At 63.7% G+C, this 21,460-nt stretch carries 26 protein-coding genes; 15 read left to right on the top strand and 11 right to left on the bottom strand.

What is annotated here, in order from left to right; genetic code table 11:
* The first annotated feature begins 134 nt into the window (after positions 1–134).
* Entirely contained in the window at positions 135–428 is a 294-nt protein-coding gene (locus XF30_RS24245; RefSeq protein WP_057028917.1) for a hypothetical protein, read from the top strand.
* A 174-nt stretch (positions 429–602) separates the two neighbouring features.
* Here XF30_RS24245 and XF30_RS24240 read toward each other — a convergent pair whose 3' ends face one another.
* Positions 603–1,199: a phasin family protein gene (locus tag XF30_RS24240; RefSeq protein WP_036001015.1), complete on the bottom strand. Its 597-nt coding sequence runs from the start codon at positions 1,197–1,199 to the stop codon at positions 603–605.
* 230 nt (positions 1,200–1,429) lie between these two features.
* Between XF30_RS24240 and XF30_RS24235 the strand changes: the two genes are divergently transcribed.
* Positions 1,430–2,371, top strand: a complete 942-nt coding sequence (locus tag XF30_RS24235; protein ID WP_036022562.1) for an alpha/beta fold hydrolase — start codon at positions 1,430–1,432, stop codon at positions 2,369–2,371.
* 18 nt (positions 2,372–2,389) lie between these two features.
* On the opposite strand, the gene XF30_RS24230 is transcribed toward XF30_RS24235, so the two are convergent.
* The 3 genes from XF30_RS24230 to XF30_RS24220 form a co-directional block, all read right to left on the bottom strand.
* Entirely contained in the window at positions 2,390–2,842 is a 453-nt protein-coding gene (locus XF30_RS24230) for a DUF992 domain-containing protein (protein WP_081492880.1), read from the bottom strand.
* A 280-nt stretch (positions 2,843–3,122) separates the two neighbouring features.
* Positions 3,123–3,965: a metallophosphoesterase family protein gene (locus XF30_RS24225; protein ID WP_109144049.1), complete on the bottom strand. Its 843-nt coding sequence runs from the start codon at positions 3,963–3,965 to the stop codon at positions 3,123–3,125.
* 69 nt (positions 3,966–4,034) lie between these two features.
* The gene (locus tag XF30_RS24220) at positions 4,035–4,649 is read right to left on the bottom strand and encodes an acriflavin resistance protein (protein ID WP_109144048.1); all 615 of its coding nucleotides are present in this window, start codon (positions 4,647–4,649) and stop codon (positions 4,035–4,037) included.
* Positions 4,650–4,802: 153 nt separating this feature from the next.
* On the opposite strand from XF30_RS24220, the gene XF30_RS24215 reads away from it, so the two are divergent.
* Together XF30_RS24215 and XF30_RS24210 are read left to right on the top strand one after the other, a co-directional pair.
* Entirely contained in the window at positions 4,803–5,225 is a 423-nt protein-coding gene (locus tag XF30_RS24215; protein ID WP_036000992.1) for an MAPEG family protein, read from the top strand.
* Between the two features lie 28 nt (positions 5,226–5,253).
* Positions 5,254–6,555, top strand: coding sequence for an RsmB/NOP family class I SAM-dependent RNA methyltransferase (locus XF30_RS24210; RefSeq protein ID WP_109144047.1), 1,302 nt, complete (start codon positions 5,254–5,256; stop codon positions 6,553–6,555).
* Between the two features lie 204 nt (positions 6,556–6,759).
* On the opposite strand, the gene XF30_RS24205 is transcribed toward XF30_RS24210, so the two are convergent.
* Both XF30_RS24205 and XF30_RS24200 read right to left on the bottom strand, forming a co-directional pair.
* Positions 6,760–6,969 carry a cold-shock protein gene (locus tag XF30_RS24205; protein WP_008141931.1) on the bottom strand — a complete coding sequence of 70 codons (210 nt, stop codon included), beginning with the start codon at positions 6,967–6,969 and terminating at the stop codon, positions 6,760–6,762.
* Positions 6,970–7,232: 263 nt separating this feature from the next.
* Positions 7,233–7,565: a DHCW motif cupin fold protein gene (locus tag XF30_RS24200; protein ID WP_036000985.1), complete on the bottom strand. Its 333-nt coding sequence runs from the start codon at positions 7,563–7,565 to the stop codon at positions 7,233–7,235.
* A 260-nt stretch (positions 7,566–7,825) separates the two neighbouring features.
* Between XF30_RS24200 and guaA the strand changes: the two genes are divergently transcribed.
* The 5 genes from guaA (at position 7,826) to XF30_RS24170 (ending at position 14,389) form a co-directional block, all read left to right on the top strand.
* Positions 7,826–9,424 (top strand): glutamine-hydrolyzing GMP synthase, encoded by a 1,599-nt coding sequence (guaA, locus tag XF30_RS24195; protein WP_109144046.1) that lies wholly within the window; start codon positions 7,826–7,828, stop codon positions 9,422–9,424.
* 213 nt (positions 9,425–9,637) lie between these two features.
* On the top strand, positions 9,638–10,075 hold the full coding sequence (locus tag XF30_RS24190) for a DUF6841 family protein (protein WP_109144045.1): 438 nt from the start codon (positions 9,638–9,640) through the stop codon (positions 10,073–10,075).
* Positions 10,076–10,373: 298 nt separating this feature from the next.
* Entirely contained in the window at positions 10,374–11,819 is a 1,446-nt protein-coding gene (locus tag XF30_RS24185) for a cytochrome ubiquinol oxidase subunit I (protein ID WP_057028924.1), read from the top strand.
* Positions 11,816–12,826, top strand: a complete 1,011-nt coding sequence (gene cydB, locus XF30_RS24180) for a cytochrome d ubiquinol oxidase subunit II (protein ID WP_036000973.1) — start codon at positions 11,816–11,818, stop codon at positions 12,824–12,826. The genes XF30_RS24185 and cydB overlap by 4 nt, the downstream gene beginning before the upstream one ends.
* Before the next feature lie 306 nt (positions 12,827–13,132).
* The gene (locus XF30_RS24170) at positions 13,133–14,389 is read left to right on the top strand and encodes a serine hydrolase domain-containing protein (RefSeq protein ID WP_109144043.1); all 1,257 of its coding nucleotides are present in this window, start codon (positions 13,133–13,135) and stop codon (positions 14,387–14,389) included.
* 160 nt (positions 14,390–14,549) lie between these two features.
* Here the strand turns inward: XF30_RS24170 and XF30_RS24165 are convergent, their stop codons facing one another.
* Complete coding sequence (locus tag XF30_RS24165) at positions 14,550–14,900, bottom strand: EutQ-related cupin domain-containing protein (RefSeq protein WP_109144042.1); 351 nt, start codon at positions 14,898–14,900, stop codon at positions 14,550–14,552.
* 172 nt (positions 14,901–15,072) lie between these two features.
* Between XF30_RS24165 and XF30_RS24160 the strand changes: the two genes are divergently transcribed.
* Both XF30_RS24160 and XF30_RS24155 read left to right on the top strand, forming a co-directional pair.
* Positions 15,073–15,735, top strand: coding sequence for an SRPBCC family protein (locus XF30_RS24160; RefSeq protein WP_036000961.1), 663 nt, complete (start codon positions 15,073–15,075; stop codon positions 15,733–15,735).
* A complete protein-coding gene (locus tag XF30_RS24155; protein WP_057028929.1) occupies positions 15,735–16,097 on the top strand; it encodes an ArsR/SmtB family transcription factor in 363 nt (120 codons plus the stop codon). The genes XF30_RS24160 and XF30_RS24155 overlap by 1 nt, the downstream gene beginning before the upstream one ends.
* Before the next feature lie 163 nt (positions 16,098–16,260).
* Here XF30_RS24155 and XF30_RS24150 read toward each other — a convergent pair whose 3' ends face one another.
* Complete coding sequence (locus XF30_RS24150; protein ID WP_109144041.1) at positions 16,261–16,761, bottom strand: peptide deformylase; 501 nt, start codon at positions 16,759–16,761, stop codon at positions 16,261–16,263.
* 80 nt (positions 16,762–16,841) lie between these two features.
* Between XF30_RS24150 and XF30_RS24145 the strand changes: the two genes are divergently transcribed.
* Together XF30_RS24145 and XF30_RS24140 are read left to right on the top strand one after the other, a co-directional pair.
* Positions 16,842–17,426: a TetR/AcrR family transcriptional regulator gene (locus XF30_RS24145; protein ID WP_036000944.1), complete on the top strand. Its 585-nt coding sequence runs from the start codon at positions 16,842–16,844 to the stop codon at positions 17,424–17,426.
* A gap of 77 nt (positions 17,427–17,503) precedes the next feature.
* Positions 17,504–18,079, top strand: a complete 576-nt coding sequence (locus XF30_RS24140; protein ID WP_109144040.1) for a DUF308 domain-containing protein — start codon at positions 17,504–17,506, stop codon at positions 18,077–18,079.
* 13 nt (positions 18,080–18,092) lie between these two features.
* Here the strand turns inward: XF30_RS24140 and XF30_RS24135 are convergent, their stop codons facing one another.
* Positions 18,093–18,548, bottom strand: coding sequence for a cupin domain-containing protein (locus XF30_RS24135; protein ID WP_109144039.1), 456 nt, complete (start codon positions 18,546–18,548; stop codon positions 18,093–18,095).
* On the opposite strand from XF30_RS24135, the gene XF30_RS24130 reads away from it, so the two are divergent.
* Both XF30_RS24130 and XF30_RS24125 read left to right on the top strand, forming a co-directional pair.
* A complete protein-coding gene (locus XF30_RS24130) occupies positions 18,547–18,888 on the top strand; it encodes a hypothetical protein (protein ID WP_109144038.1) in 342 nt (113 codons plus the stop codon). The genes XF30_RS24135 and XF30_RS24130 overlap by 2 nt on opposite strands.
* Position 18,889: 1 nt before the next feature.
* Positions 18,890–20,110 carry an MFS transporter gene (locus XF30_RS24125; protein ID WP_109144037.1) on the top strand — a complete coding sequence of 407 codons (1,221 nt, stop codon included), beginning with the start codon at positions 18,890–18,892 and terminating at the stop codon, positions 20,108–20,110.
* Between the two features lie 21 nt (positions 20,111–20,131).
* Here XF30_RS24125 and XF30_RS24120 read toward each other — a convergent pair whose 3' ends face one another.
* Both XF30_RS24120 and XF30_RS24115 read right to left on the bottom strand, forming a co-directional pair.
* Positions 20,132–20,518, bottom strand: coding sequence for an ester cyclase (locus XF30_RS24120; RefSeq protein ID WP_109144036.1), 387 nt, complete (start codon positions 20,516–20,518; stop codon positions 20,132–20,134).
* Between the two features lie 55 nt (positions 20,519–20,573).
* On the bottom strand, positions 20,574–21,446 hold the full coding sequence (locus XF30_RS24115) for a bifunctional helix-turn-helix transcriptional regulator/GNAT family N-acetyltransferase (protein ID WP_109144035.1): 873 nt from the start codon (positions 21,444–21,446) through the stop codon (positions 20,574–20,576).
* Positions 21,447–21,460 lie beyond the last annotated feature (14 nt).

Here is a 21,460-nt window from a genome sequence, read left to right as displayed (position 1 = left end):
ACACGCCGCGTGGGGATAGTTAAGAAAGAGTCACCAAATGGTCACACCTGCCCGCAAAAGCCGCGGGTGTGACCGCCTGTTCATTGACGGCCGGACGAAGGCATTGAATCATCGCGCATATTTTAGGTGCTGCGATGTTAGAGATTGGTATTTTCTGCGTCATCCTCCTGGCCGTCGGCTATTGGGCGACCATGTTCATCATGGGCCGTCGCGACGACGTCATCCATGGCAAGTTCGTTCACGCCGAGGACGAGGGCGAATTCGCCCCGGCCGCAATGCCTGCGCCTCCGCCATTCCCGAAGCGTCCCGTGAAAGCTGCGCAGCGCCCCGCTGCTCAGCCAGCCGGCACCGAGGCCAAGCCGGTGAACAGCGCTGCGCTGCAATCGCTGCTCGCCGCGATCCAGCAGGATCTCAAAAGCGTGGCTTGAGTCTTTCGCGAGGCCGCAACACAAGAGCGGCTGAGGTTCAGCCGCACATGTGCGCCATGGCTGTGACAGTGCGCTACAGCATGATTCGGAAAAGTGGGTGGCGGTTTTCCGAAAAGCTCATGCTCAAACAGTAACCCAAAGCGCGATGACGATTCATCTTAATCGCGTCGCGCTTTAGGCGGCGTGCCGCATGCGTTCGATACTCTGAGTAATATGGTTTCCTGCATCGTCAGCCACCTTCAAAGACATGTCCGCCATCCGGCGGCTGGTATCGAGGGCGCTTCTGATCGAATCGCGCATCAGATCGGTCTGCACAGCCGCCAAATCCTGCGGAGTTCGGCAGCGCCAGAGTTCATTCATACGGTCCATGGTCCTCTCGATCTGCTGTCGAACGAAATCGAAGTACTCGCGTGAGACGCCGTTCATTCCTTTGACGACCGCGGTTGTAGAGTACATGATTGCTTCAGCGTTGCGGACCGATCGTTCTGTTGCCTGCTCCGTTTCATTGCCCGTCACACCGAACGTGCGACCAAGCTGATCAGCAGACCGGCCCAACATTACAGTGGCCATGTCGACGCCGAAGCGCCAACTGTTTTGCAACATCTCGGCATTCTGTTGCAGCAGGTGACTGCTGGCTTGGGCCACCTCCTCGCTGGCCTCAGCGGTAGCTAAGCCGATCCGTCTGGTTTGCTCAGCGGTCCTTTCGGCGGCGCGGCGCATTGTGTCCTCAGGGCTTTGCGTAGACTTTTCCTCCTGGCGTGGATTAGCCATCTGTTGCTCCTTGGTTATTGTTGGTGACGTCGGATCCTCTCCGTCACAGGTGCGATCCTTAGCGGCCAACGTGGGCATTTCTGGACCGTTCCGGGGCACGTGATTTTTAATCAATCCTCCGCGATCGCGCGCAGGAACGAGCGCTTCAACTTCCAATTACTCCATGGATTGGTTCACTTGCTTGGCGCCGCGGGTCTCATGTTCATACCCTCGATCATCAAGGGTCAGTAATGACCACCGCTGAAACCGTGTTGCTCATCGCTGCCTTGTTATTGGCGCTTCTCGTCGTCGGTAACATCGGCTTCTCAAAACTGGCCGAGTGGAGGAATCCACCAATCGGCAAGTTCCTCGAATGCGACGGCGTAGTGCTCCACTATGTCGATCGAGGGGATCCGGCCGCTCCTTGCGTCGTGCTGCTCCATGGCAACGGATCCATGATCCAGGACTTCACGATCAGCGGTCTGGTCGATCTTCTTGCCCGCACCAATCGCGTGGTGTGCTTCGATCGCCCAGGCTTTGGCTATAGTCAGCGGCCGCGGCTCCGAATATGGACCGCGGCAGCTCAAGCCGCTCTGTTGGCGAAGGCGCTCAATCAACTTGGAATCCGCAATCCGGTTGTGCTCGGCCATTCTTGGGGCGCCTTGGTCGCTATCGCTCTCGCCGTGCGAAAGGATTATCCGACCCAGGGTCTTGTGCTTGCGTCAGGGTACTATTTCCCGACCGGCCGATTGGACGTGTGGCTGATGTCAGGTCCAGCCATACCGGTCCTGGGCGACCTGGTCAGTTACACTGTCGCGCCGATCGTTTCGTGGGCCGTCCTGCCAGGAGCTCTTCGCAAGATCTTTGCGCCCCGTTCTGTCCCGCAGACGTTCAGGAATGAATTTCCAGCGTCTTTGGTGCTCAGACCTACACAGTTGAGGGCGGCTGCGGAGGAAAGTGCACTCCTCATTCCAACTGCAACACAATTCCAAGCTTATTATCCAGCCATCGGCGAGCGAGTGCAGATATTCCACGGAACAGAGGACCAAGTGATCGAATTCAGACAAGCGCAGGATTTACATCAAGCACTGCCTCGGTCCGATCTTCACCTTGTTCCAAATGCCGGGCATATGGTCACGTACGCAGACCCCGCCGCCATCGTGGAGGTCGTCAACTCAATGACGAACTCCTGAGATCGGCAGCGACGGCCGTCACTGGGCCTTGCCGCGTGCAGGCGCTGCAACCGGCCGCAATTCCATTCTTGATATGCCTGCTGCGACGTTCACACCTGTCTGCGCCTGGACGGACACCGGCTGCAAGGCGATCGTACGATCCGAGCCGCCCACCAGGAGGTTGGCACCAACTCCGGCGCCGACAGTGCCGCCGGCGGTCGCGCCCGCATAAGTTCCGGCCAAGGCTGCCCGGCGAACTGTCGTTGGCGCAAACACGGTCCAAACGAGCTGACCGCCGGACGTGGCTCCTATGTCCAGACCAAGCGTGCTGACGGTGCCTTCGTAAGCCTCGCGCGCCCTGCCTCGTGCCGATGCATAGATGCAGCTCAGCTGCCGTTGTCCCGCAACAATCATGCCGACTCCGGGCGATATGTTGCACGTGAGTGTGCCGACTCTCGAGCGCCCAGCCTCCTGCGCCGTTGCCGGAACCATCGTGAGGACGAGTGCCAAGGCCGCGCAAGCCGTGGCCAAATTGGTCAGCCTCGCTTCATTCAGCGTTGTCCTGGTCATGGGGCCTCCATCGACGTAGTCTGATCGTCCTTCAATGCGCGCGGAGCCAGCGATGTTCCTGTTGGTCGCAAGCCGAAGCTCCAGAACCACGAGACAGGCCTCGCTTACGGGGTCGGGATGTGGAGCACGCGTGTCCGGTTCTGCGCTAGGTGTTGAGTGACAGGCGGACATCAAGCGCGCCTACTGCACGCAGCCGATTTTATCAGTGCCCGCCGCCCATCTGGATCAGCAGCTCCTCGATATCGACATCGACCTGGCCGGCCGCCCTGATGTGGCGGACCTCGAGACTGTCGGCCTGGAAGCGGTATTCGACCAGGCCGACTTCCTTGATCGCGATCCGGTCCTGGCGCTGATCGTTGATGACGAAGCCCGCTGACGGCGCCCAGACGTGGCGGGTGTGGCGGAAGGTGAAGTCGCGGCGCTGGTGCACGTGCCCGCTGGCGATGAGACGCAGGTCGACCTTGCCGAACATCTCGATCAGCCGCGCCCGCGCCGGCTGCGGCACGTAGCGGATCGACGTCTCCGGCGTCTCGGGATCGTCGGGCAGGTTGAGAAACAGCGGCTTGTGCAGGAACAGCGCGACCGGCCTGCCGTTCACGCGCGAGATTTCCTGAGACAGCCAGTCGAACTGCTCGGCCTCGAAGGCGAGGCCCGAATTCATCACCAGCGAATTGAGGCCGATGAAGCGCCAGCCCGCGGCGTCAAACACCCAATGATCTTCGCCGATGATGTCGCAGAACTGCTGGCGGTGCGTCTCGCTGACCGGCGGCTTCGGCGCCGGCCCGATCGCGGTCGGATTGTCCCCAATATCGTGATTGCCGGGGAGATAGCGGCAGGTGACCGGCAGCGCGTCGTGCAGGCTCTTTGCGAATTCGACGTCGTCGCGGCTGGTCGGCCCGTCGAACGAGACATCGCCGGTGTTGACGACGAGATCGGGCCTACCGGCGTCGATATGCTCGCTGATCGCCGCGAAGTTGGCGATCAGGCCGGGAAAGCGCCGGCCGAGATGGGTGTCGGAAATCTGCGTGAGACGAAATTCGGACATGCGATCATCCTACCCGTCGCCGCGCGTCGGAACGATGACGGGCCGGGCATGGATCGCAACGAACAAAGTTTAAAGCACGCGATAGCGGATGCTGTAGCCGTCCTGCGGGGCGACGGCAGCGGCGAGCGGGGAAGCGATGCGGTCGGCGAGGTGCCAGGGGCCGAACTGGCCGGAGCGATGCGGCTCGGCCGGCAAGCGGAGGCGGAACTCGAAGACGCCCTTGCCTGAGAGGTTCACGACCAGAACGCGATCGGCCGTGCGGTGGTTGAGCACCACTGCGCCGCGCAGCACGGCCCGGCCGTCCGAGAGGTCGCGCACGCCATCCACCAGCGCCAATGTCTGGTTGCGGTCGGTGTGCAGCTCGATCTGGCTGTCGCCCACCGCCGCCAGCATCTCCCAGGGCATGCGGATCTCGAACTCGACCGCAGGCTTGGAGGGGTTGAGACCGAGATAGGCGAGCGCCGCGTGACGCATGTCGTAGGCGGCAAAGGCGAACAGCGCGAGCGCGGCCAAGGTCGCCAGGCCATGCCGGGCGACGTCCCGCCAGGTCCGATAGCTCAGGCGGAAGTAGACCGTCATGGCCAACGCGACCGCGAGCGCTGCCGCGATCCCCGACAGTGCCGACATCAGGAGGCCGAGCTGGCCCGCGGCGGCTTCGCTGAACAAGCTGGACAAGGAATTCATGGCTGTCTCGCCTCGGGGCCCAAGGGGCCGAAATCGCTTCAACAATCTGGGGTTGGTCGGGGAAGCGGGAATGCCGGTTCAAGTCGTTCATTGTCAGCGCCAAAAGTCGCGGCTAATGACGTCGGCGGCATTTCGCCTCCCGGGAAAGTTCCGATGTCCGTTCAAATGGTCCTGCTGCCGGTCTTCGTGCAGGTCGCTCTCACCTTCGCGCTGCTGATCGGCATGGTCCTGGCGCGCCGCAAGACCTTGGTCTCCGGCGAGACCAAGATCCGTGACATTGCGCTCGGCGAGCCGAACTGGCCGAAGGGCGCCACACAAATCGCCAATTGCTACCGCAACCAGTTCGAGCTGCCGGTGCTGTTCTATGTCCTGATTGCGCTGGCATTGCCCTTGCGCCGCGCCGATCTCTTCATCGTGCTGATGTCCTGGGTGTTCGTGGTGACGCGCTTTGCCCATGCCGGCGTGTTCGTTTCCTCCAACGATCTCGGCCGCCGCTCCACGGTCTGGCTCGCCGGCGTGCTGGTGCTGCTCGCGATGTGGATTTACTTCGCGCTGAAGCTTTTGCTGCTGATCTAGGCGCTGCGCACCACTTGAAAGAACGCGAATGACCCCTGCTGCCCGGCTGTCCGCAGCCATCGAACTGATCGACACCATCGAGAGGGACCGCGTGCCCGCGGCGAAGGCGCTGAAGGAGTGGGGCGCCGCGCACCGCTTCGCCGGTTCCGGCGACCGCGCGGCCATCGCCGGCCTCGTCTGGGATGTGCTGCGCCGCTACGCCTCGAGCGCCTGGCTGATGGATTCCGATACCGCGCGGGCCCGGCTGATCGGCATGCTCCGCCTCGAGCGCAAAATGGACACGGCGACCATGGGCGCCTTGTTCGACGGCAGCCGCTTTGCGCCGGCGCCGCTGACCGAGGCCGAGCAGGCTGCGCTCGCCTCGCGCTCCCTCCAGGACGCACCTGCCGCCGTCGCCGGCGACTACCCGGAATGGCTCGACCCGCACCTTGCAAAAGTGTTCGGCGAGGATCGCGCCGCGGAGGCGGCCGCGATGGCGAGCCGGGCGCCGCTGGACCTGCGCGTCAACACGCTAAAATCCAACCGCGACAAGGCGCTGAAGGCGCTTTCTCATCTTCATGCAAAACCGACGCCCTGGTCCGCAACCGGCCTGCGCATCGAGCTTTCGGCCGATGCGCGCAACCCCGGCATCCAGGCGGAAGAGGATTTCATCAAGGGCGCGATTGAAGTGCAGGATGAGGGATCGCAGCTTGCGGCCCAGTTTACAGCGGCAAAACCCGGCGAGCAGGTGATCGATCTCTGCGCCGGCGCCGGCGGCAAGACGCTGGCGCTGGCCGCCCTGATGCAGGGCAAGGGCCGGCTGATCGCGACCGACCGCGACAAGCGCCAGCTCGCGCCGATCCATGAGCGGCTGTCGCGCGCCGGCGTCCACAACGCCGAAATCCGCACGCCCAAGGGCGAGGCCGATTCGCTTGCCGACATCCGCAGCACCGCCGACCTCGTCGTGATCGACGCGCCCTGCACCGGAACCGGCACTTGGCGCCGCAACCCCGATGCCAAATGGCGGATGCGCCCCGGCGCGCTGGAGATCCGCCTGCGCGACCAGGCCGAGGTGCTGGAGCGCGCGGTTCCGCTGGTCAAGCTAGGCGGCCGCATCGCTTACATCACCTGCTCGGTGCTGGCGGAGGAGAACGGCGAGCAGGTGAGGGCGTTCGTCGGCCGGCATGGCGAGTTCTCGGTCGTCCCGCCCGAGCAGACTGCAAGCGTGCTCTGGGACAAGGCGGAAGCCTTTGGCGAGGCTGCGCTGCAGTCAGCCGAGGGCTGGCTGATGACGCCGCGCCGGACCGGGACGGATGGGTTTTTCGTGTCGGTGCTGAAAAAGACCGGCTGATCGACGTTGTCATTCCGGGGCGCGCGTAGCGCGAGCCCGGAATCCATCGTGCGGCGGTCTCCGCGGGTCCATGGATTCCGGGTTCGCCCTGCGGGCGCCCCGGAATGACATCAAAACAAAAGCCCCGCAGACCGATCCCGGTCGCGGGGCTTTCGAGTTCCAACGTTCTGCCGGTACGTCCGCGGTCAGAACGGTGCGAGGGCGTTAGCCGACGCGGAGATTGTCAGCCGACGACTTGCCGCTGCGGCGGTCGGCGACGATGTCGAACGAGACCTTCTGACCCTCGTTGAGGGAGGAGAGGCCAGCGCGCTCGACGGCGCTGATGTGAACGAACACGTCCTTCTGGCCGTCATCCGGCTGGATGAAACCATAACCCTTTTGGGTGTTGAACCACTTCACGGTGCCCATAGCCATGGGAATTTCCTTGTTTAGTTAGAGAGGTACGCACGCAGACCGGTACGCAGCATTGCGCCCATAGTCCCTGATGAGTCGATGTTTGGAGAATTCATCTGAAGCGTGCGCGCCCGTCAGCAACGAAGCGAAGCGGCCCAGTCGTTCGGCCAAGTATCGATGATCACAATATAGCGAGAATTTGGGGCCACTTCAAGGCACCACCCGTGGCCCGAAACGTCCCGCCACTTTGCTATTTCGCGGTGCAAATTAACCGTCGGCGCGCTTCAGTCGACGATGAAGAGCGTCGCCCCCGTCGTCGTCGAGGACCGGTGCGCGGCGTCGCCGAAGTCCGATACCTGGTAGCTCATTCCCGCCGTGAGCTTGAATTTGCGCCCGTCGCGCAGCTCGCTATCGAGCTCGCCCTTCAGCACGTAGAGCACGTGGCCGCGGTCGCACCAGTGATCCGCGAGATAGCCCGGCGAGTACTCCACCATCCGCACGCGGAGTTCGCCGATGTTGAGCGTGCGCCATGTGGCCTCGCCGCTCTCGCCGGGATGCGTGGTCGGCTCAACCTTGCTCCAGTCGGTGACGGTGAAGGGGGAGGTGGGGAGTTTCATGGGGGCGATCCTGTCTCGGAGCCGGCGCCGCTTTTGTTAGCGCACGCTGTTGCCTCCGTCATTGCGGGCGCGAGGCGTTGATCGTCGCCCCGATGTGGCCGCTTTTTCTTGGAGCGCTCGTTAGCGTTGCGACGACGTTTGCGTTGACCAAATTAGGTAAATATTACTTACCTAAGTGCCTCGTGTCCATGCCCAAAGAAGCATGTGGGCGCTCCACCACCGCGGTTGCGGCCCGCGCGCCGCCAGCGTATTGGCTGGCCATGACAGCAGCACAGAACGACCGCTCCGCGTCGACGCCCTCGGTGGCCTCGGCGCACGACAAGATTCTCATCGTCGACTTCGGCAGCCAGGTGACGCAGCTGATCGCGCGTCGCGTGCGCGAGGACGGCGTCTATTGCGAGATCGTCCCGTTCAACAAGGCGGAAGCCGCCTTCGAGGAGATGAAGCCGAAAGCGGTGATCCTCTCCGGCGGCCCCGAGTCGGTGCACGAGGCCGGCTCACCCCGCGCCCCCCAACTCATCTTCGATTCCGGCGTGCCGGTGATGGGCATCTGCTACGGCCAGATGACCATGGCGGCCCAGTTAGGGGGCGAGGTCGAGGGCGGCCATCACCGCGAATTCGGCCGCGCCGATGTCGAGGTGAAGGCCGAGAGCCAGCTGTTCGCAGACGTCTGGTCGTCAGGCAGCAAGAACCAGGTCTGGATGAGCCATGGCGACCGCATCACCAGGATGCCGCCGGGCTTCTCCGTCGCCGGCACCTCGCCGAACGCGCCCTTCGCAATCATCCAGGATGAGAAGCGCAAATATTACGGCCTGATGTTCCACCCCGAGGTGGTGCACACGCCCGACGGCGCCAAGCTCATCCGCAATTTCGTGCGCAAGATCGCCGGCCTCACCGGCGACTGGACCATGCGCGCCTTCCGCGAGGAGGAGATCGCAAAGATCCGCCAGCAGGTCGGCAAGGGCAGGGTGATCTGCGGCCTGTCTGGCGGCGTCGATTCGGCCGTGGCGGCCGTCCTGATCCACGAGGCCATTGGCGACCAGCTGACGTGTGTGTTCGTCGATCACGGCTTGATGCGCCTCAACGAGGCCGAGCAGGTCGTCGACCTCTTCCGCCACCATTACAACATCCCGCTCGTGCACGTGGACGCTTCCAAGCAATTCCTCGGCGAGCTCGAGGGCGTCACCGACCCCGAAGCCAAGCGCAAGACCATCGGCCGCCTCTTCATCGAGGTGTTCGAAGCTGAAGCCAAGAAGATCGGCGGCGCCGACTTCCTGGCGCAAGGCACGCTCTATCCTGATGTGATCGAGAGCGTCTCCTTCACCGGCGGACCTTCCGTCACCATCAAGTCGCACCACAATGTCGGCGGCCTTCCTGAGCGCATGAACATGAAGCTCGTCGAGCCCCTGCGCGAGCTGTTCAAGGACGAGGTGCGCAAGCTCGGGCGCGAGCTCGGCCTCCCCGAAATCTTCGTCGGCCGCCACCCGTTCCCGGGTCCGGGCCTTGCCATCCGCTGCCCTGGCGAGATCACCAGGGATAAGCTCGACATCCTGCGCAAGGCGGACGCTGTCTACATCGACCAGATCAGGAAGCACGGCCTCTACGACGAGATCTGGCAGGCTTTTGCGGTGCTGCTCCCGGTAAAGACCGTCGGCGTCATGGGCGACGGCCGCACTTACGATTACGTCGTTGGCCTGCGCGCGGTGACCTCGACCGACGGAATGACCGCGGACTTCTACCAGTTCGACATGAAGTTCTTAGGGGAGACCGCGACGCGCATCATCAACGAGGTGAAGGGCGTGAACCGCGTGGTGTATGATGTGACCAGCAAGCCGCCGGGGACGATCGAGTGGGAGTGATCTGGTTGGTTGGCACGGCCCGGAACCAGAAAGGTGAAACCCTGGAACGCCCGCAGAGATGCGGGCTTCTTCGTTTTCAAGCTGGTGCTTGCGAGCGCCGGCAAGACTCGCGTCGCTGGCACAGGGTCCATCTTTGCCAAGATCGATAGGTAGCGCACCGTCAGCTTGCGGCGGATCTGGCAACATTTTCTCGAAGTCGAAGGAGGAGTTGCGATGACCATCTCGACAAGCGAAGTGGAACAGTTCTTTGAACGATATGCCCAAGCCTTCAGAGATGGCTTGAACGGTACTCTTGATGAGGAGTTTTTTCGTTCGCTTTTTTCCACCCAATATATCGCTGCAGGACCAAAGGGTGTCATGGCAGGGGACAACGATCACGCTTTTGTCGAGCGGATTTCAAAAGGATACGAGCGCTACCGTCAGATCGGAAACAAGGCGGTCACCGTCTCCGAGATCGAGATGCATTCGATCGATGAAACACATTGCCTCGTCCACGTGGGCTGGAGCAGCGAGTTCGAGAAAGATGGCAGGCGTATCGATGTGCCTTTTACCAATGCCTATCTGCTTGAGCAGAATGATGGGCTGCTGAAGGTTTTCGGCTGGATTACGGGTGATGAAGTTCAACTGCTCAAGGACAATGGCCTCTTGTGAGGCTTGCCCAACGGCAGCGCGCCAGAACTTGCATTGATCAAAGAAGCTCGGCGCCGGCTCTTCGAAGCCGGCAGAACGGCCTCTGCGCGTCGAACTCAACCGCAACTCGTCCGTTGCAGGCCGTGCGCGGGGTAGGACATTCCGGCATATTGAGATGGTAATGTGCCGAGGATAGCCTTCAAGGACAGCGCCCGCAGAGAATGCTTAAAACCCTCGACATCGGATGTTCGAGGCAGCTGGAACAAGCGTAGGTTGAAAGCGTTAGCTGCGGGCCGCACTTGATGTCGGGGGCGGAGCTATGTCCGACTTATTACCCAGCGCGTTGGATCTCGCGCGCTTCCAGTTTGCCTTCACGGTGGTCTGGCACTTCCTATTTCCGGCCTTCACGATCGGGCTGGCGAGCTATCTTGCCGTGCTCGAAGGGCTGTGGCTGTGGACGGGCCGCGGCGCCTATCTCGATACCTACCGCTATTGGCTGAAGATTTTCGCCGTCGCTTTCGCCATGGGCGTGGTGTCGGGCTTGGTCATGTCATACCAGTTCGGCACGAACTGGTCGGTGTTTGCCGACAAGACATCCCCGGTGCTCGGGCCGCTCCTCGGCTACGAGGTGCTGACGGCATTCTTTCTCGAGGCCGGCTTCCTTGGAGTCATGCTCTTCGGCCTGGGACGCGTTGGCCCGCGCCTGCATTTCGTCGCGACCTGTTTCGTCGCGGGCGGCACCTTGCTTTCGGCCTTCTGGATTCTAGCCGCAAATTCCTGGATGCAGACGCCGGCTGGACACGCGATGGGAGCGGACGGCCAATTCATCCCCGAGAGCTGGCCGGCGATCATCTTCAATCCGTCGTTCCCCTATCGGTTCGCCCATACGGTCACCGCGGCTTACCTGACCACCGCGATGATCGTGGGAGCCGTGGGCGCCTGGCACCTGCTGCGGAACAGGATGAACGAACGCGCTCGCATCATGTTCTCAATGGCGATGTGGATGGCCGCGATCGTGGCCCCGCTACAGCTTCTGATCGGCGATCTGCATGGGGTGAATTCGTATCACCACCAGCCCACCAAGGTCGCCGCCATGGAGGGTCACTTCGAGACCGAGCGCCGCGCGCCTTCCATCCTGTTCGGAATGCCGGACGCCGAAGCCGGGGTGACGCGCGGCCAAATTGCCATTCCTGGCTTTGCGAGCCTCTATCTCACGCATAGCCTTGATGGAGAGGTCAAGGGGCTCAAGGCTTTCCCGAAAGACACCTGGCCGACCAACATTCCGCTCGTCTTCTGGGCGTTCCGCATCATGGTCGGCTTGGGGATTCTGATGATCGTGCTCGGCATGGCCTCGCTCGTTCTGCGTTGGCGCGACGCTCTGTACGACACGCCATGGCTGCACCGCTTTGCCGTGGCCATGGGGCCGTCGGGGCTGATCGCTGTGACGGCCGGATGGACGGTGACGGAGGCGGGACGCCAGCCATTCACGGTTTATGGACTGCTGAGGACCGCCGATAGCGTGGCGCCGATCGCAGCGCCGGCGGTGGCCGCGTCTCTGGCGGCATTCGTTGTCGTGTACTTTGTCGTGTTCGGCGCGGGGATTGCTTATCTGTTTCACCTCTTCCGCCAGACCCCTGAAGCCGGCGAGCACGGACCGCCACAAGGCCAGCCGGTCCGCACGGCCGGCATCACGCCGGCGCCAGCCTTGATAGCAGGGTCAGACACGCACAGAGCAGAGCCGCGGCAAGCGGGGATCCGGCCATGAGCATCGACCTCACATTGATTTGGGCGCTGCTGATCGCCACGGCCGTGCTGCTCTACGTCGTGATGGACGGCTTCGACCTCGGCGTCGGCATCCTGTTTCCGGCCGAGGTGGCGAGGCCCGATCGCGATGTCATGGTCAACTCGGTGGCACCGGTCTGGGACGGCAACGAAACCTGGCTCGTCCTCGGTGGCGGCGGATTGTTCGCCGTGTTTCCACTGGCCTACGCGACGATTTTTCCTGCGCTTTATATGCCGCTCATTCTGATGCTGCTGGCGCTGGTGTTCCGCGGAGTAGCCTTCGAAATGCGGTTTCGAGCGCGGACGTCGGCTGGTGAAATATGGTGGGACCGCGCCTTCTCGTGGGGCAGCTTTGCGGCCGCATTGCTCCAGGGCGTTTGCCTTGGTGCCATCGTGCAGGGCATCCGCGTGGAGGGGCGTGCTTACGCCGGCGGGTGGTGGGACTGGCTGACACCTTTCTCGGTTTTGACCGGTATTGCTCTTGTCGTCGGCTACGGCCTGCTCGGCGCATGCTGGCTGATATGGAAGACCGACGGCGCGCTTCAGGCACGCTGCCGCAACTACGCACGCGTTCTCGGATTTGCGACACTCGGCTTCATCGCCCTCATATCACTGATGATGGTCATCCAAAGCCCTGCGTTCCGGGAGCGATGGCTGACGCTGCCGAACATGCTTTACGCAGCGCCTGTGCCAGTTCTCTTGGCCCTGCTGGCATGGCGCTTTCACCGCGCGCTCGCAAAGGGCGAGGATGGGATGCCGTTCCTGTGCGCGCTCGGCTTTTTCCTGCTTTCTTATGCCGGGCTGGGCATTAGCATGTGGCCGATGATCGTGCCGCCCTCGATTACGATCTGGCAGGCAGCCACGCATCCCAGCAGCCAGTTGTTCCTGCTCGTCGGCGCGGCGGTGCTGGTACCGGTAATCCTTGTCTATACCGGCTACGTCTATTGGATCTTCCGCGGCAAGGTGCGGCACGGCGAGGGGTATCACTGATGCTGCGCGCATCGCGGACTTGGAGGCAGCTGCTATGGTTCGTGACGCTGTGGGCTGCAGGTGTCACCACGCTCTTCGTGGTCGCATTGCCGATCCGGTGGTTGCTCAAGGCGGGATGAGGAATCCGGAGCGGGCAGGATCGGCAGGCTGCCACTCCTCTTTCGGCATAGTGCGGCGCTGCGAGCCGTTCGCGTGCCATGCTTGGCCACGTCATCTCGACTTGCGTAGCTACCCGGCACAAACGTCGGATGCCCGACCTCTGCTCCCGTGATACGACATCCGCATCGTCTCCAAGGAGCCCGCTTAATGTCCGTCGCGACTGCCGCCAGCCAGCAGCCTGCTGCCGCTGAAACCGACCCCGAAACCCTCGGCTATATGCGCGGCTTCCCGCCATCCCCCGACCGCCTCATTACCTTCCAGGACGGCTCCTTCCGCAGCTTCCCCGAGCTGCGCTGGGCCTGGAGCAACATCCGCCAGCTCGTGCCGACCGTGAACGTCTGGCGCGGGGCAGGGCCGGCGTCGGTGTTGCCGCGGGCGGAGCAGGACATCGGCCGGGTTGCCTCGACCACGATGGACGGGCGTCCCATGACCTTCGAGAAGATGCTGGAGGAGACCTACACCGACGGCATCGCGGTGCTGCACCGGGGCAAGCTGATCTATGAGCGCTATTTCGGCGCGTTGAAGCCGCACAAGCCGCATATCGCGATGTCGGTGACGAAGTCGTTCACCGGCGTGCTCGCGGGGATTCTGGTCGCTGAGGGCAAGGTCGATCCGCAGGCGCCCGTCGTCGACTATGTTCCGGAGCTGAAGCCAAGCGCGTTCGGCGATGCGCGTGTGCACGAGGTCATGGATATGACCACGGGGCTGCTCTACACCGAGGTCTACACCGACAAGAACTCGGACGTGTGGGGCCTCAGGCGCGCCAACGGCATGGCGCCGATCCCTCCGGGCTATGACGGCCCCACCACCATCTTCGATTTCCTCATCGCGCAGAAGAAGCAAGGCGAGCACGGCAAGGCCTTTGCCTACAAGACCGTCAACACCGACGTGCTCGCGTGGATCTGCCGCCGCGCCAGCAACATGACGCTGTCCGATCTGCTGTCGGAGCGGATCTGGCAGCCGATGGGTGCGGAGGAGGACGCGCATTATCACGTCGACCGCATAGGCACCGAGAGCGGCGGCGGCGGTCTCTCCACGACATTGCGCGATCTCGCTCGCTTTGGCGAGACCATGCGCAACCACGGCCGCTTCAACGGCCGCCAGATCGTGCCGTCGCAGGTGGTCGAGGACATCGCGCGCGGCGGCGATCCCGAAAAATTCAAGCCGGCCGGCTACACCACACTGCCGGGCGCCTCCTACCGCAATCAATGGTGGATCACGCACAATGAGCACGGCGCCTACATGGCGCGCGGCGTCTACGGCCAGGGCATCTACATCGATCCCAAAGCCGAAATGGTGATCGCACGCTACGCCTCGCATCCCATGGCAGGCAACGCCGCCAACGATCCCGTGACGCTGCCGGCCTACATGGCGCTAGCCAAAGCGCTAGTGGTCGGTGCGTAGGGTGGATTGGCCTGCGGCTGCGCGAAGCGCAGTCCGCCGGCGTAATCCACCATCTCTCGCCGCGCCGTGTCGGCAATGGCGGATTACGCCTTCGGCTAATCCGCCCTACGAGCCGGCGAAGGCGCTGATGCCCGGCGGGTAGGGCGTCGCAGCTCGTGCCTCACTCATGCGCCTCCTGCCAATGCGGATAGGTGACATAGGCGGTGACGGCGCCTTGCTCGTGCGAGCGGATCGTGACCGTCTCGCCCTTCGGCATATGGACGATCTCGCCGGGCCCCGCGGTCACGGTGCTGCCGTCGCTCGTGACCGACAGCTTCCCTTCGAGGACGATCATGACATCGTCGACCTTCATGGTCTCCTTGAGATTTTGGTTCGGCGCGTAGCGGCCGAAGCCGATCGTGATAGGTCCGCCGTGGCGCTGGTCGACCATGTTGGCGACGAAAATATCGCCATCCTGTCCCGGTGAGCGCTCGAGCGAGGCGTCGGCGATGGCGAATTTGCGAACTTTCATGAGGTCTTTCCGTCTTGTGGGGCTGGGGAGGGCACCGATAGACGCCGTGGCCGTTGTTTGGTTCCGCCGCGCGGGCGGTTTGACGCAGCGGAACGTTGCGCAATATAAGTATTGACTTATATTAGTCGCGATCGATATTTGTCCGGCGGGCGAACCACAGGGAGAACCGAAAATGCAGATCGACGTCGCCAGGGTCTTGGGGCTTGTGACACGCTCGGTGAGGAGCTTGGAGAGAGACGGCAAGCCGGCTAGCGCGGTGACGCTAACGCGGCTCTACGACACCAGCGTCGACGATCTCTGGGACGCCGTGACCAGCAGGGAGCGGATCCCGCGCTGGTTTGCGCCGGTCGAGGGCGACCTCCGGCTCGGCGGACGCTACCAGGTCAAGGGCAATGCCGGCGGCACCATCACGTCCTGCACGCCGCCCACCCATTTCGCCGCGACCTGGGAATTCGGCGGCGCCACGAGCTGGATCGACGTCAGCCTGAAAGCCGAGCGGAGCCAGGCGCGCCTGACGCTTGAGCACACCGCGATCATCGAGGATCATTGGAATCAGTTCGGTCCGGGTGCGGTCGGTATCGGTTGGGACCTCGCGCTTGCGGGACTTGAGCGATATCTTGCGACCGGGGCATCGGTCGATCATGAAACGGCGGAGGCGTGGATGGTCTCGCCCGAGGGCAAGGACTTCATGACGACGAGCGGCGAATATTGGCGTGCGGCGCATGTCGCAAGCGGGGTCGATCCTGACGAGGCGAAGCAGCGCTCGGACCGCACCATCGCATTCTATCGCGGCGAGATGCCGCCCGACATCGTTCATCCCGGCACCGGAAGCTGATGCACGCCTTCGAGGTTCTCGCCGATCCCGTGCGCCGCCGCATCCTCGAGCTGCTCGGCCTCAAGGAGATGGCGTCCGGCGAGGTCGTCGAAGTCATCGGGGCCGAGTTCGGCATCACCCAGGCGGCCGTCTCGCAGCACCTCAAGGTGCTGCGCGAGAGCGGCTTTGCGAGCGTCCGGGCGGAAGCGCAAAGGCGCCTCTATTCGGTCGACGCCGCCGGGCTGCAAGCGGTCGATGCCTGGGTCGGCCAGTTCAGGATTTTCTGGGAGCCGAAGCTGGACGCGCTCGCCACCGAGATCGCGCGCGGCAAGCGCGAGCGTCGCAAGGCGCCGATCATCAAGCGGACAGGGAAGAGGGCGTAATCGGGCTCCGTAGCCTGGATGGAGCGCAGCGTAATCCGGGGTGTCCCACACAGGCAGTAGCGTAGGGTGGATTAGCAGGCCGCCGCGAAGCGCAGCGGGCGGCGTAATCCACCATCTCTCTCATTTTGTCGTACTCAGGTGGATTACGCTGCGCTAATCCACCCTACGAATTCCGCGACATCTTCTCGAGCTTCTTCACCAGCCGCTCCCGCTTCAGCCGCGACAGCCGCTGAATCCAGAATATGCCGTCGAGCTGGTCGATCTCGTGCTGATGGCAGACAGCTCGCAGGGCTTCGGACTCCTCGGTGTGCATGTTGCCGTCGAGATCCCGATAGCTGATCCGCACCCGCGCGTGTCGCTGCACCTCGTCGTTGATCCCCGGCATCGAGACGCTGCCTTCGCGGTGCATGATCATCTCCGGCGAGACCCATGTGATCTCCGGATTGACGTAGGTCTGCGGGCCGTCCTTCGCGTCGAGCTCCAGCACCACGACGCGCAAGGGCACGCCGATATGCGGCGCGGTGATGCCGATGCCGGGCGCGGCGCGCATTGTGTCGAGCAGATCCTGCGCGAGCTCGCGCAAGGAATCGTCGAACGCGGTGACGGGGCGGGCCGGCAGCGCAAGCCGGCGGTCGGGATAGCGCACGATCGGGCGGATGGTCATGCAGGGCTCCTACCACTCACTCACGGATCATTGAAGCATCCTCGCTTGACCGCCTACCTACTGGAAGGTAGTTAAGCGCCATGAGCACCGCTTCCTCGACCGCCGACGACATTCTTGGCTGCGCCCGTACGCTGATCATCGCGGGCGGCTACAACGGCTTCAGTTACGCCGACATCGCCGATGTCGTCGGCATCCGCAAGCCGAGCATCCACCACCACTTTGCCAGCAAGGTCGATCTGGTCCGCACCCTGGTGTCGCGCTATCGCGAGGAGGCCCAGGCAGGGCTGTCGGCGCTCGAGCGCAATGTCGCCGACCCCGCCGAGCAGCTCAAAAGCTACATCGCCTATTGGGAGGCGTGCATCAAGGATGCGACGGCTCCCTTCTGCGTCTGCGCGCTCCTTGCCAGTGAGCTTCCGATTCTGCCCGAGGAAGTGGCGCTCGAAGTTCGCGCGCATTTCCGCTCCGTGTCGTCGTGGCTGGCTTCGGTGATGGAGCGCGGCAAGCGGCAAGGCCGGCTCCATCTCTCCGGCACCGCGCGGGCCGAGGCGGAGGGATTCATGGCAACCGTTCACGGCGCGATGCTGTCGGCGCGGGCCTATGGCGATCCAAAAATCTTCGGGACAATCACCCGGCCGCTGCTGGAGCGGCTTTCCACCAGGCACTGACGAGATCGGCACAGGCCGGGCAGGGCGCTGCTTCGGCGTCGTACGTAAACTACCAACTAGTAGGTAAGGAGCAGAAAATGAGAACCAGCGAGATGGCATTGGGCGCCGACCAGGCGGAATGGCTGAAACGGTACTACTTCATGCGTGCCGCGTTTTCCGTCGCTTGGGTCATTGCGGCCCTCGCGATCGCGCCGTCATCGGCAGTGATCGCAGCGACGTTGCTCGTTGCCTATCCGGCCTGGGACGCTGCCGCCAATTATCTCGACGCGCTCTGGAGCGGTGGCTTGAACCAGAACCGCACGCAGGGCCTGAACGTGCTGGTCAGCCTCGCCACCACCATTGCGGTCATCCTGGCCTTGCAGGTCAGCATGAACTGGGTGCTCGGAATCTTCGGAGCCTGGGCGATCCTGTCCGGACTGCTCCAGCTCGGCACGGCCGTGCGGCGCTGGAAGCGTCTCGGCGCGCAATGGGCCATGGTGCTCAGCGGTGGCCAGTCGGCCCTGGCGGGCGGCTTCTTCATCTTCCAGGCCGCGACGCCTGCGGTGCCGTCGATTGCGAATGTCGCGGGCTATGCCGCCGTCGGCGCGATCTACTTCCTGGTCTCGGCCGTCTGGCTCACGGTCGACGACTGGCGCCGTAGTGCGGCCCTGTGAGCCGCAATGTCACTTACGGATAGGGCGTGCCGTCCTTGTGCAGGAAGCGGCCGTCCGATGCCGGGCTCATCATGTCGATGTCGGAGCAGGTGATGAGGTCGGCTGGCGAGCGTGAGCCGATCTCGAGATAGACCGCCGTCACGCTCGACCTGTTGATCATGTGATGGCCGTTGCCGCTGGCCTTGGGGAAGGCGGCGCAATCGCCGGCGTGCAGCACGGTTTCGCCGCCATCCTCGATCAGTGTCACCTCGCCTTCGAGAATGTAGACGAACTCGTCCTCGTGCGAATGCCAGTGCCGCTGGCTCGACCAGGTGCCCGGCGGCAGGCGCATCAGGTTGACGCCGAAATCCGACAAGCCTCCGGCATCGCCGAGCCGCTTGCGAATGCGCTCGGCGCAAGGCGCATTGAAAGGCGCCGGATAGCCGGAGCCCTTGCGGGCCGGCACGGCGGCGACGTCGATCTTTGGCATGTGGGACTCCCTGCAATCCACCAACAGACCGGCGGCGCGAAGCATCATCACGATGAACATCGCGGACCAGATCAATATGTGTGGGATGCTGTCATTCTGCGGCTGTTTTGCCCGACGTGTCAAACCGATCTGTGATGATGTCGCGCGAGGACAGGGAGCCGCTGAGCTGTCGTTCCTGGTAGGTAAGTCATTGATCCCGCTGGCGCCGCTACTGTGCATGGGGTTGTTTTTCGAGTTTTGCTGGCCGCTCACGAAAGCGTGCGGCAGAAACGACATCAGCCTGTCGGCCGGCGCGGTTCCCGTTCGTCTTCCACGCGAGACAGACCTGACGGGAGACTGAAATGATTTCTTCCAACTATCGCTGGGTGATCGTCGCCGCCGGCGGCGTGCTTGGCTGCGTCGCGATCGGCGGCATGTTTTCGCTGCCGGTGTTCCTCCAGCCGATCACCAAGGACACCGGCTGGTCGGTGACCGGCATCTCCAGCGCGATGACGATCGGCTTTCTGGCCATGGCCTTCACCAGCATGGCTTGGGGCACGCTGTCCGACCGGTTCGGGCCGCTGCCGGTGGTGCTGACGGGATCGGTCGTGCTGGCGCTCAGCCTGTTCGCGGCGAGCCACGCCACCTCGCTTCTCGTGTTCCAGATCGTCTTCGGCCTGTTGGTCGGCGCCGCTTGCGCTGCGATCTTCGCGCCCATGATGGCGACCGTCACGGGCTGGTTCGACACCAATCGCGGCCTCGCCGTGTCGCTGGTCTCGGCCGGCATGGGCATGGCGCCGATGACGATGTCGCCGCTGGCGGCCTGGCTCGTCTCCGGCCACGACTGGCGCACCTCGATGCAGATCATCGCGCTCGTGGTCGGCGCCATCATGATCCCGGTCTCGTTCCTGGTGCGCCGTCCGCCGGCGCTCGCGCAAGGTCCGGCCGCGCCCGCCGGCGAAACCGCCGGACAAAACGAGATGTCGATGGGCGAGGCGTTGCGCTCGCCGCAATTCCTGATCCTGCTCGCCACCAACTTCTTCTGCTGCGCGACGCATTCCGGCCCGATCATCCACACCGTCAGCTATGCCGTGAGTTGCGGCATCCCGCTGGTCGCAGCGGTGACGATCTACAGCATCGAGGGATTTGCCGGCCTCGGCGGGCGCATCGCCTTCGGGCTGATGGGCGACCGCTTCGGCGCCAAGCGCGTGCTCGTCTCGGGCCTGCTGCTGCAGGCCTTTGGCGCGCTCGCCTATGTCTTCGCGCAACAGCTGACGACGTTCTATGCGGTCGGCGCGATCTTCGGCTTCATCTATGCCGGCACTATGCCACTCTATGCCGTTCTGATCCGCGAGAACTTCCCGCTCAAGATGATGGGCACGGTGATCGGCGGCACGGCGATGGCAGGCAGCCTCGGCATGGCGACCGGCCCGCTCGCCGGCGGCCTGATCTACGATGCCTTCTCCAGCTATGCCTGGCTCTACATCGCCTCCTGGGCGATGGGCTTAGGGGCCTTCCTGATGGCCATGACGTTCCGCCCCTTCGCAAAGCCGCAAGGCGAGGTGGCGCCCGCGGCGGCGTGAATTCGAGATCGAGGCGTGGCGTCAGAGCTGCGCCTCGATCGCGGCCTTGTCGATCACCGACCAGACCTGCCGGATCTTGCCGTCGAGAAATTCGTAGAAGACGTTTTCGCAGAAGGACACGCGCCGCCCGTTGACCGCAAGACCAACGAATGTCCCGACCGGTGTGCAGTCAAACTTCAATCGGGCGGCGATGCGGGGAGGATCGGAGATCAGCATCTCGATATGGAACTGCAGATCGGGGATCTCCCGAACATCCCGTTCCAGCATCGCGCGATAGCCCGCAAGCCCAAGGGGCCGCGCGTTGTGGGTGGCCTCCTCATGCACGAATTGTCCGAGTGCCGGCCAATCCCGCCGATTCAGGCAAGCGATGTAGGCGCGGTAGATGTCGGCGAGGTCGTCTCTCATCATTATCGAAGCTCCCACGGCCTCGACCAACGCGCGAGGACCGCGAACCGGTCCAGCGTCAGAGGCGCTTTTCGAAGAAGAGGTCCGGATAGGGATCGTCGTTGAACCGCGGGATCTCGCGCCAGCCCGTGCTGCGATAGAGCTGACCGGCTTCGGGCAGTGCGCTGTTGGTGTCGAGCCGCAGCAGCGCGATGCCGAGCTCGCGCGCGGCGCTCTCGGCCGCATCCATCAGGCGGCGGCCGAGCCGCAGCCCGCGCGCGGCGGGCGCGACCCACAGCCGCTTGATCTCGGCGTAGCCGTGATCGGTGCCCTTCAAGCCGACGCAGCCGATCGGCAGCGTGTCCGACATCGCAACGAGGAATGTGCCGCGCGGCCGGCGCATGTCCTTGGCGTCGGGGTCGCGTGACAGCGAGACGTCAAAGCCCTGGCTGAAGCGGCGGCCGAGCTCGGCATAGTACTCGCCGAGGCAGTAGCGCGCTTGCTCGCAGCGCGGATCCGTCTCCTCCAGCGCGACGCGCTCGCGCGTCAGCGCGGAGGCGATCAGGTCCATCGCCGCCAGCAACGCCTCGCGTTGCGAATGTTGCGCGAGGAGGCCTTCGGCCTGCGCGTTGGACAGCGCCTCGTAGGCTGCGAACTCGCGCCGGCCCGCCCGTGTGAGCGTTGCCATGCGCCGCCGCGCATCGTCCTCGCGTGCGGCGGTCTCGATCAGCCCTTCGTCCTCGAGGCTGCGGAGCAGCCGGCTCATCAGCCCGGAATCGAGACCGAGATAGTCGCGGATCTCCGCCACGTCCGATCGCCCATGCCCGATCGCATTGAGCACGCGCGCCGCCCCGAGCGGCCGGCCGCGCCCGAGAAACGACGTATCGAGCGCTCCGACGGCAGAGGTGACGGCGCGGTTGAAGCGGCGAACGCGGGAGACGGGATCGAGCATGATATCTGACTTTA

The sequence above is a fragment of the Bradyrhizobium sp. SUTN9-2 genome (assembly GCF_003122645.1).
GTDB lineage: Bacteria > Pseudomonadota > Alphaproteobacteria > Rhizobiales > Xanthobacteraceae > Bradyrhizobium > Bradyrhizobium yuanmingense.
Note: the sequence above shows the minus strand (reverse complement) of the source record. Positions and strands in the feature narration are given on the sequence as shown.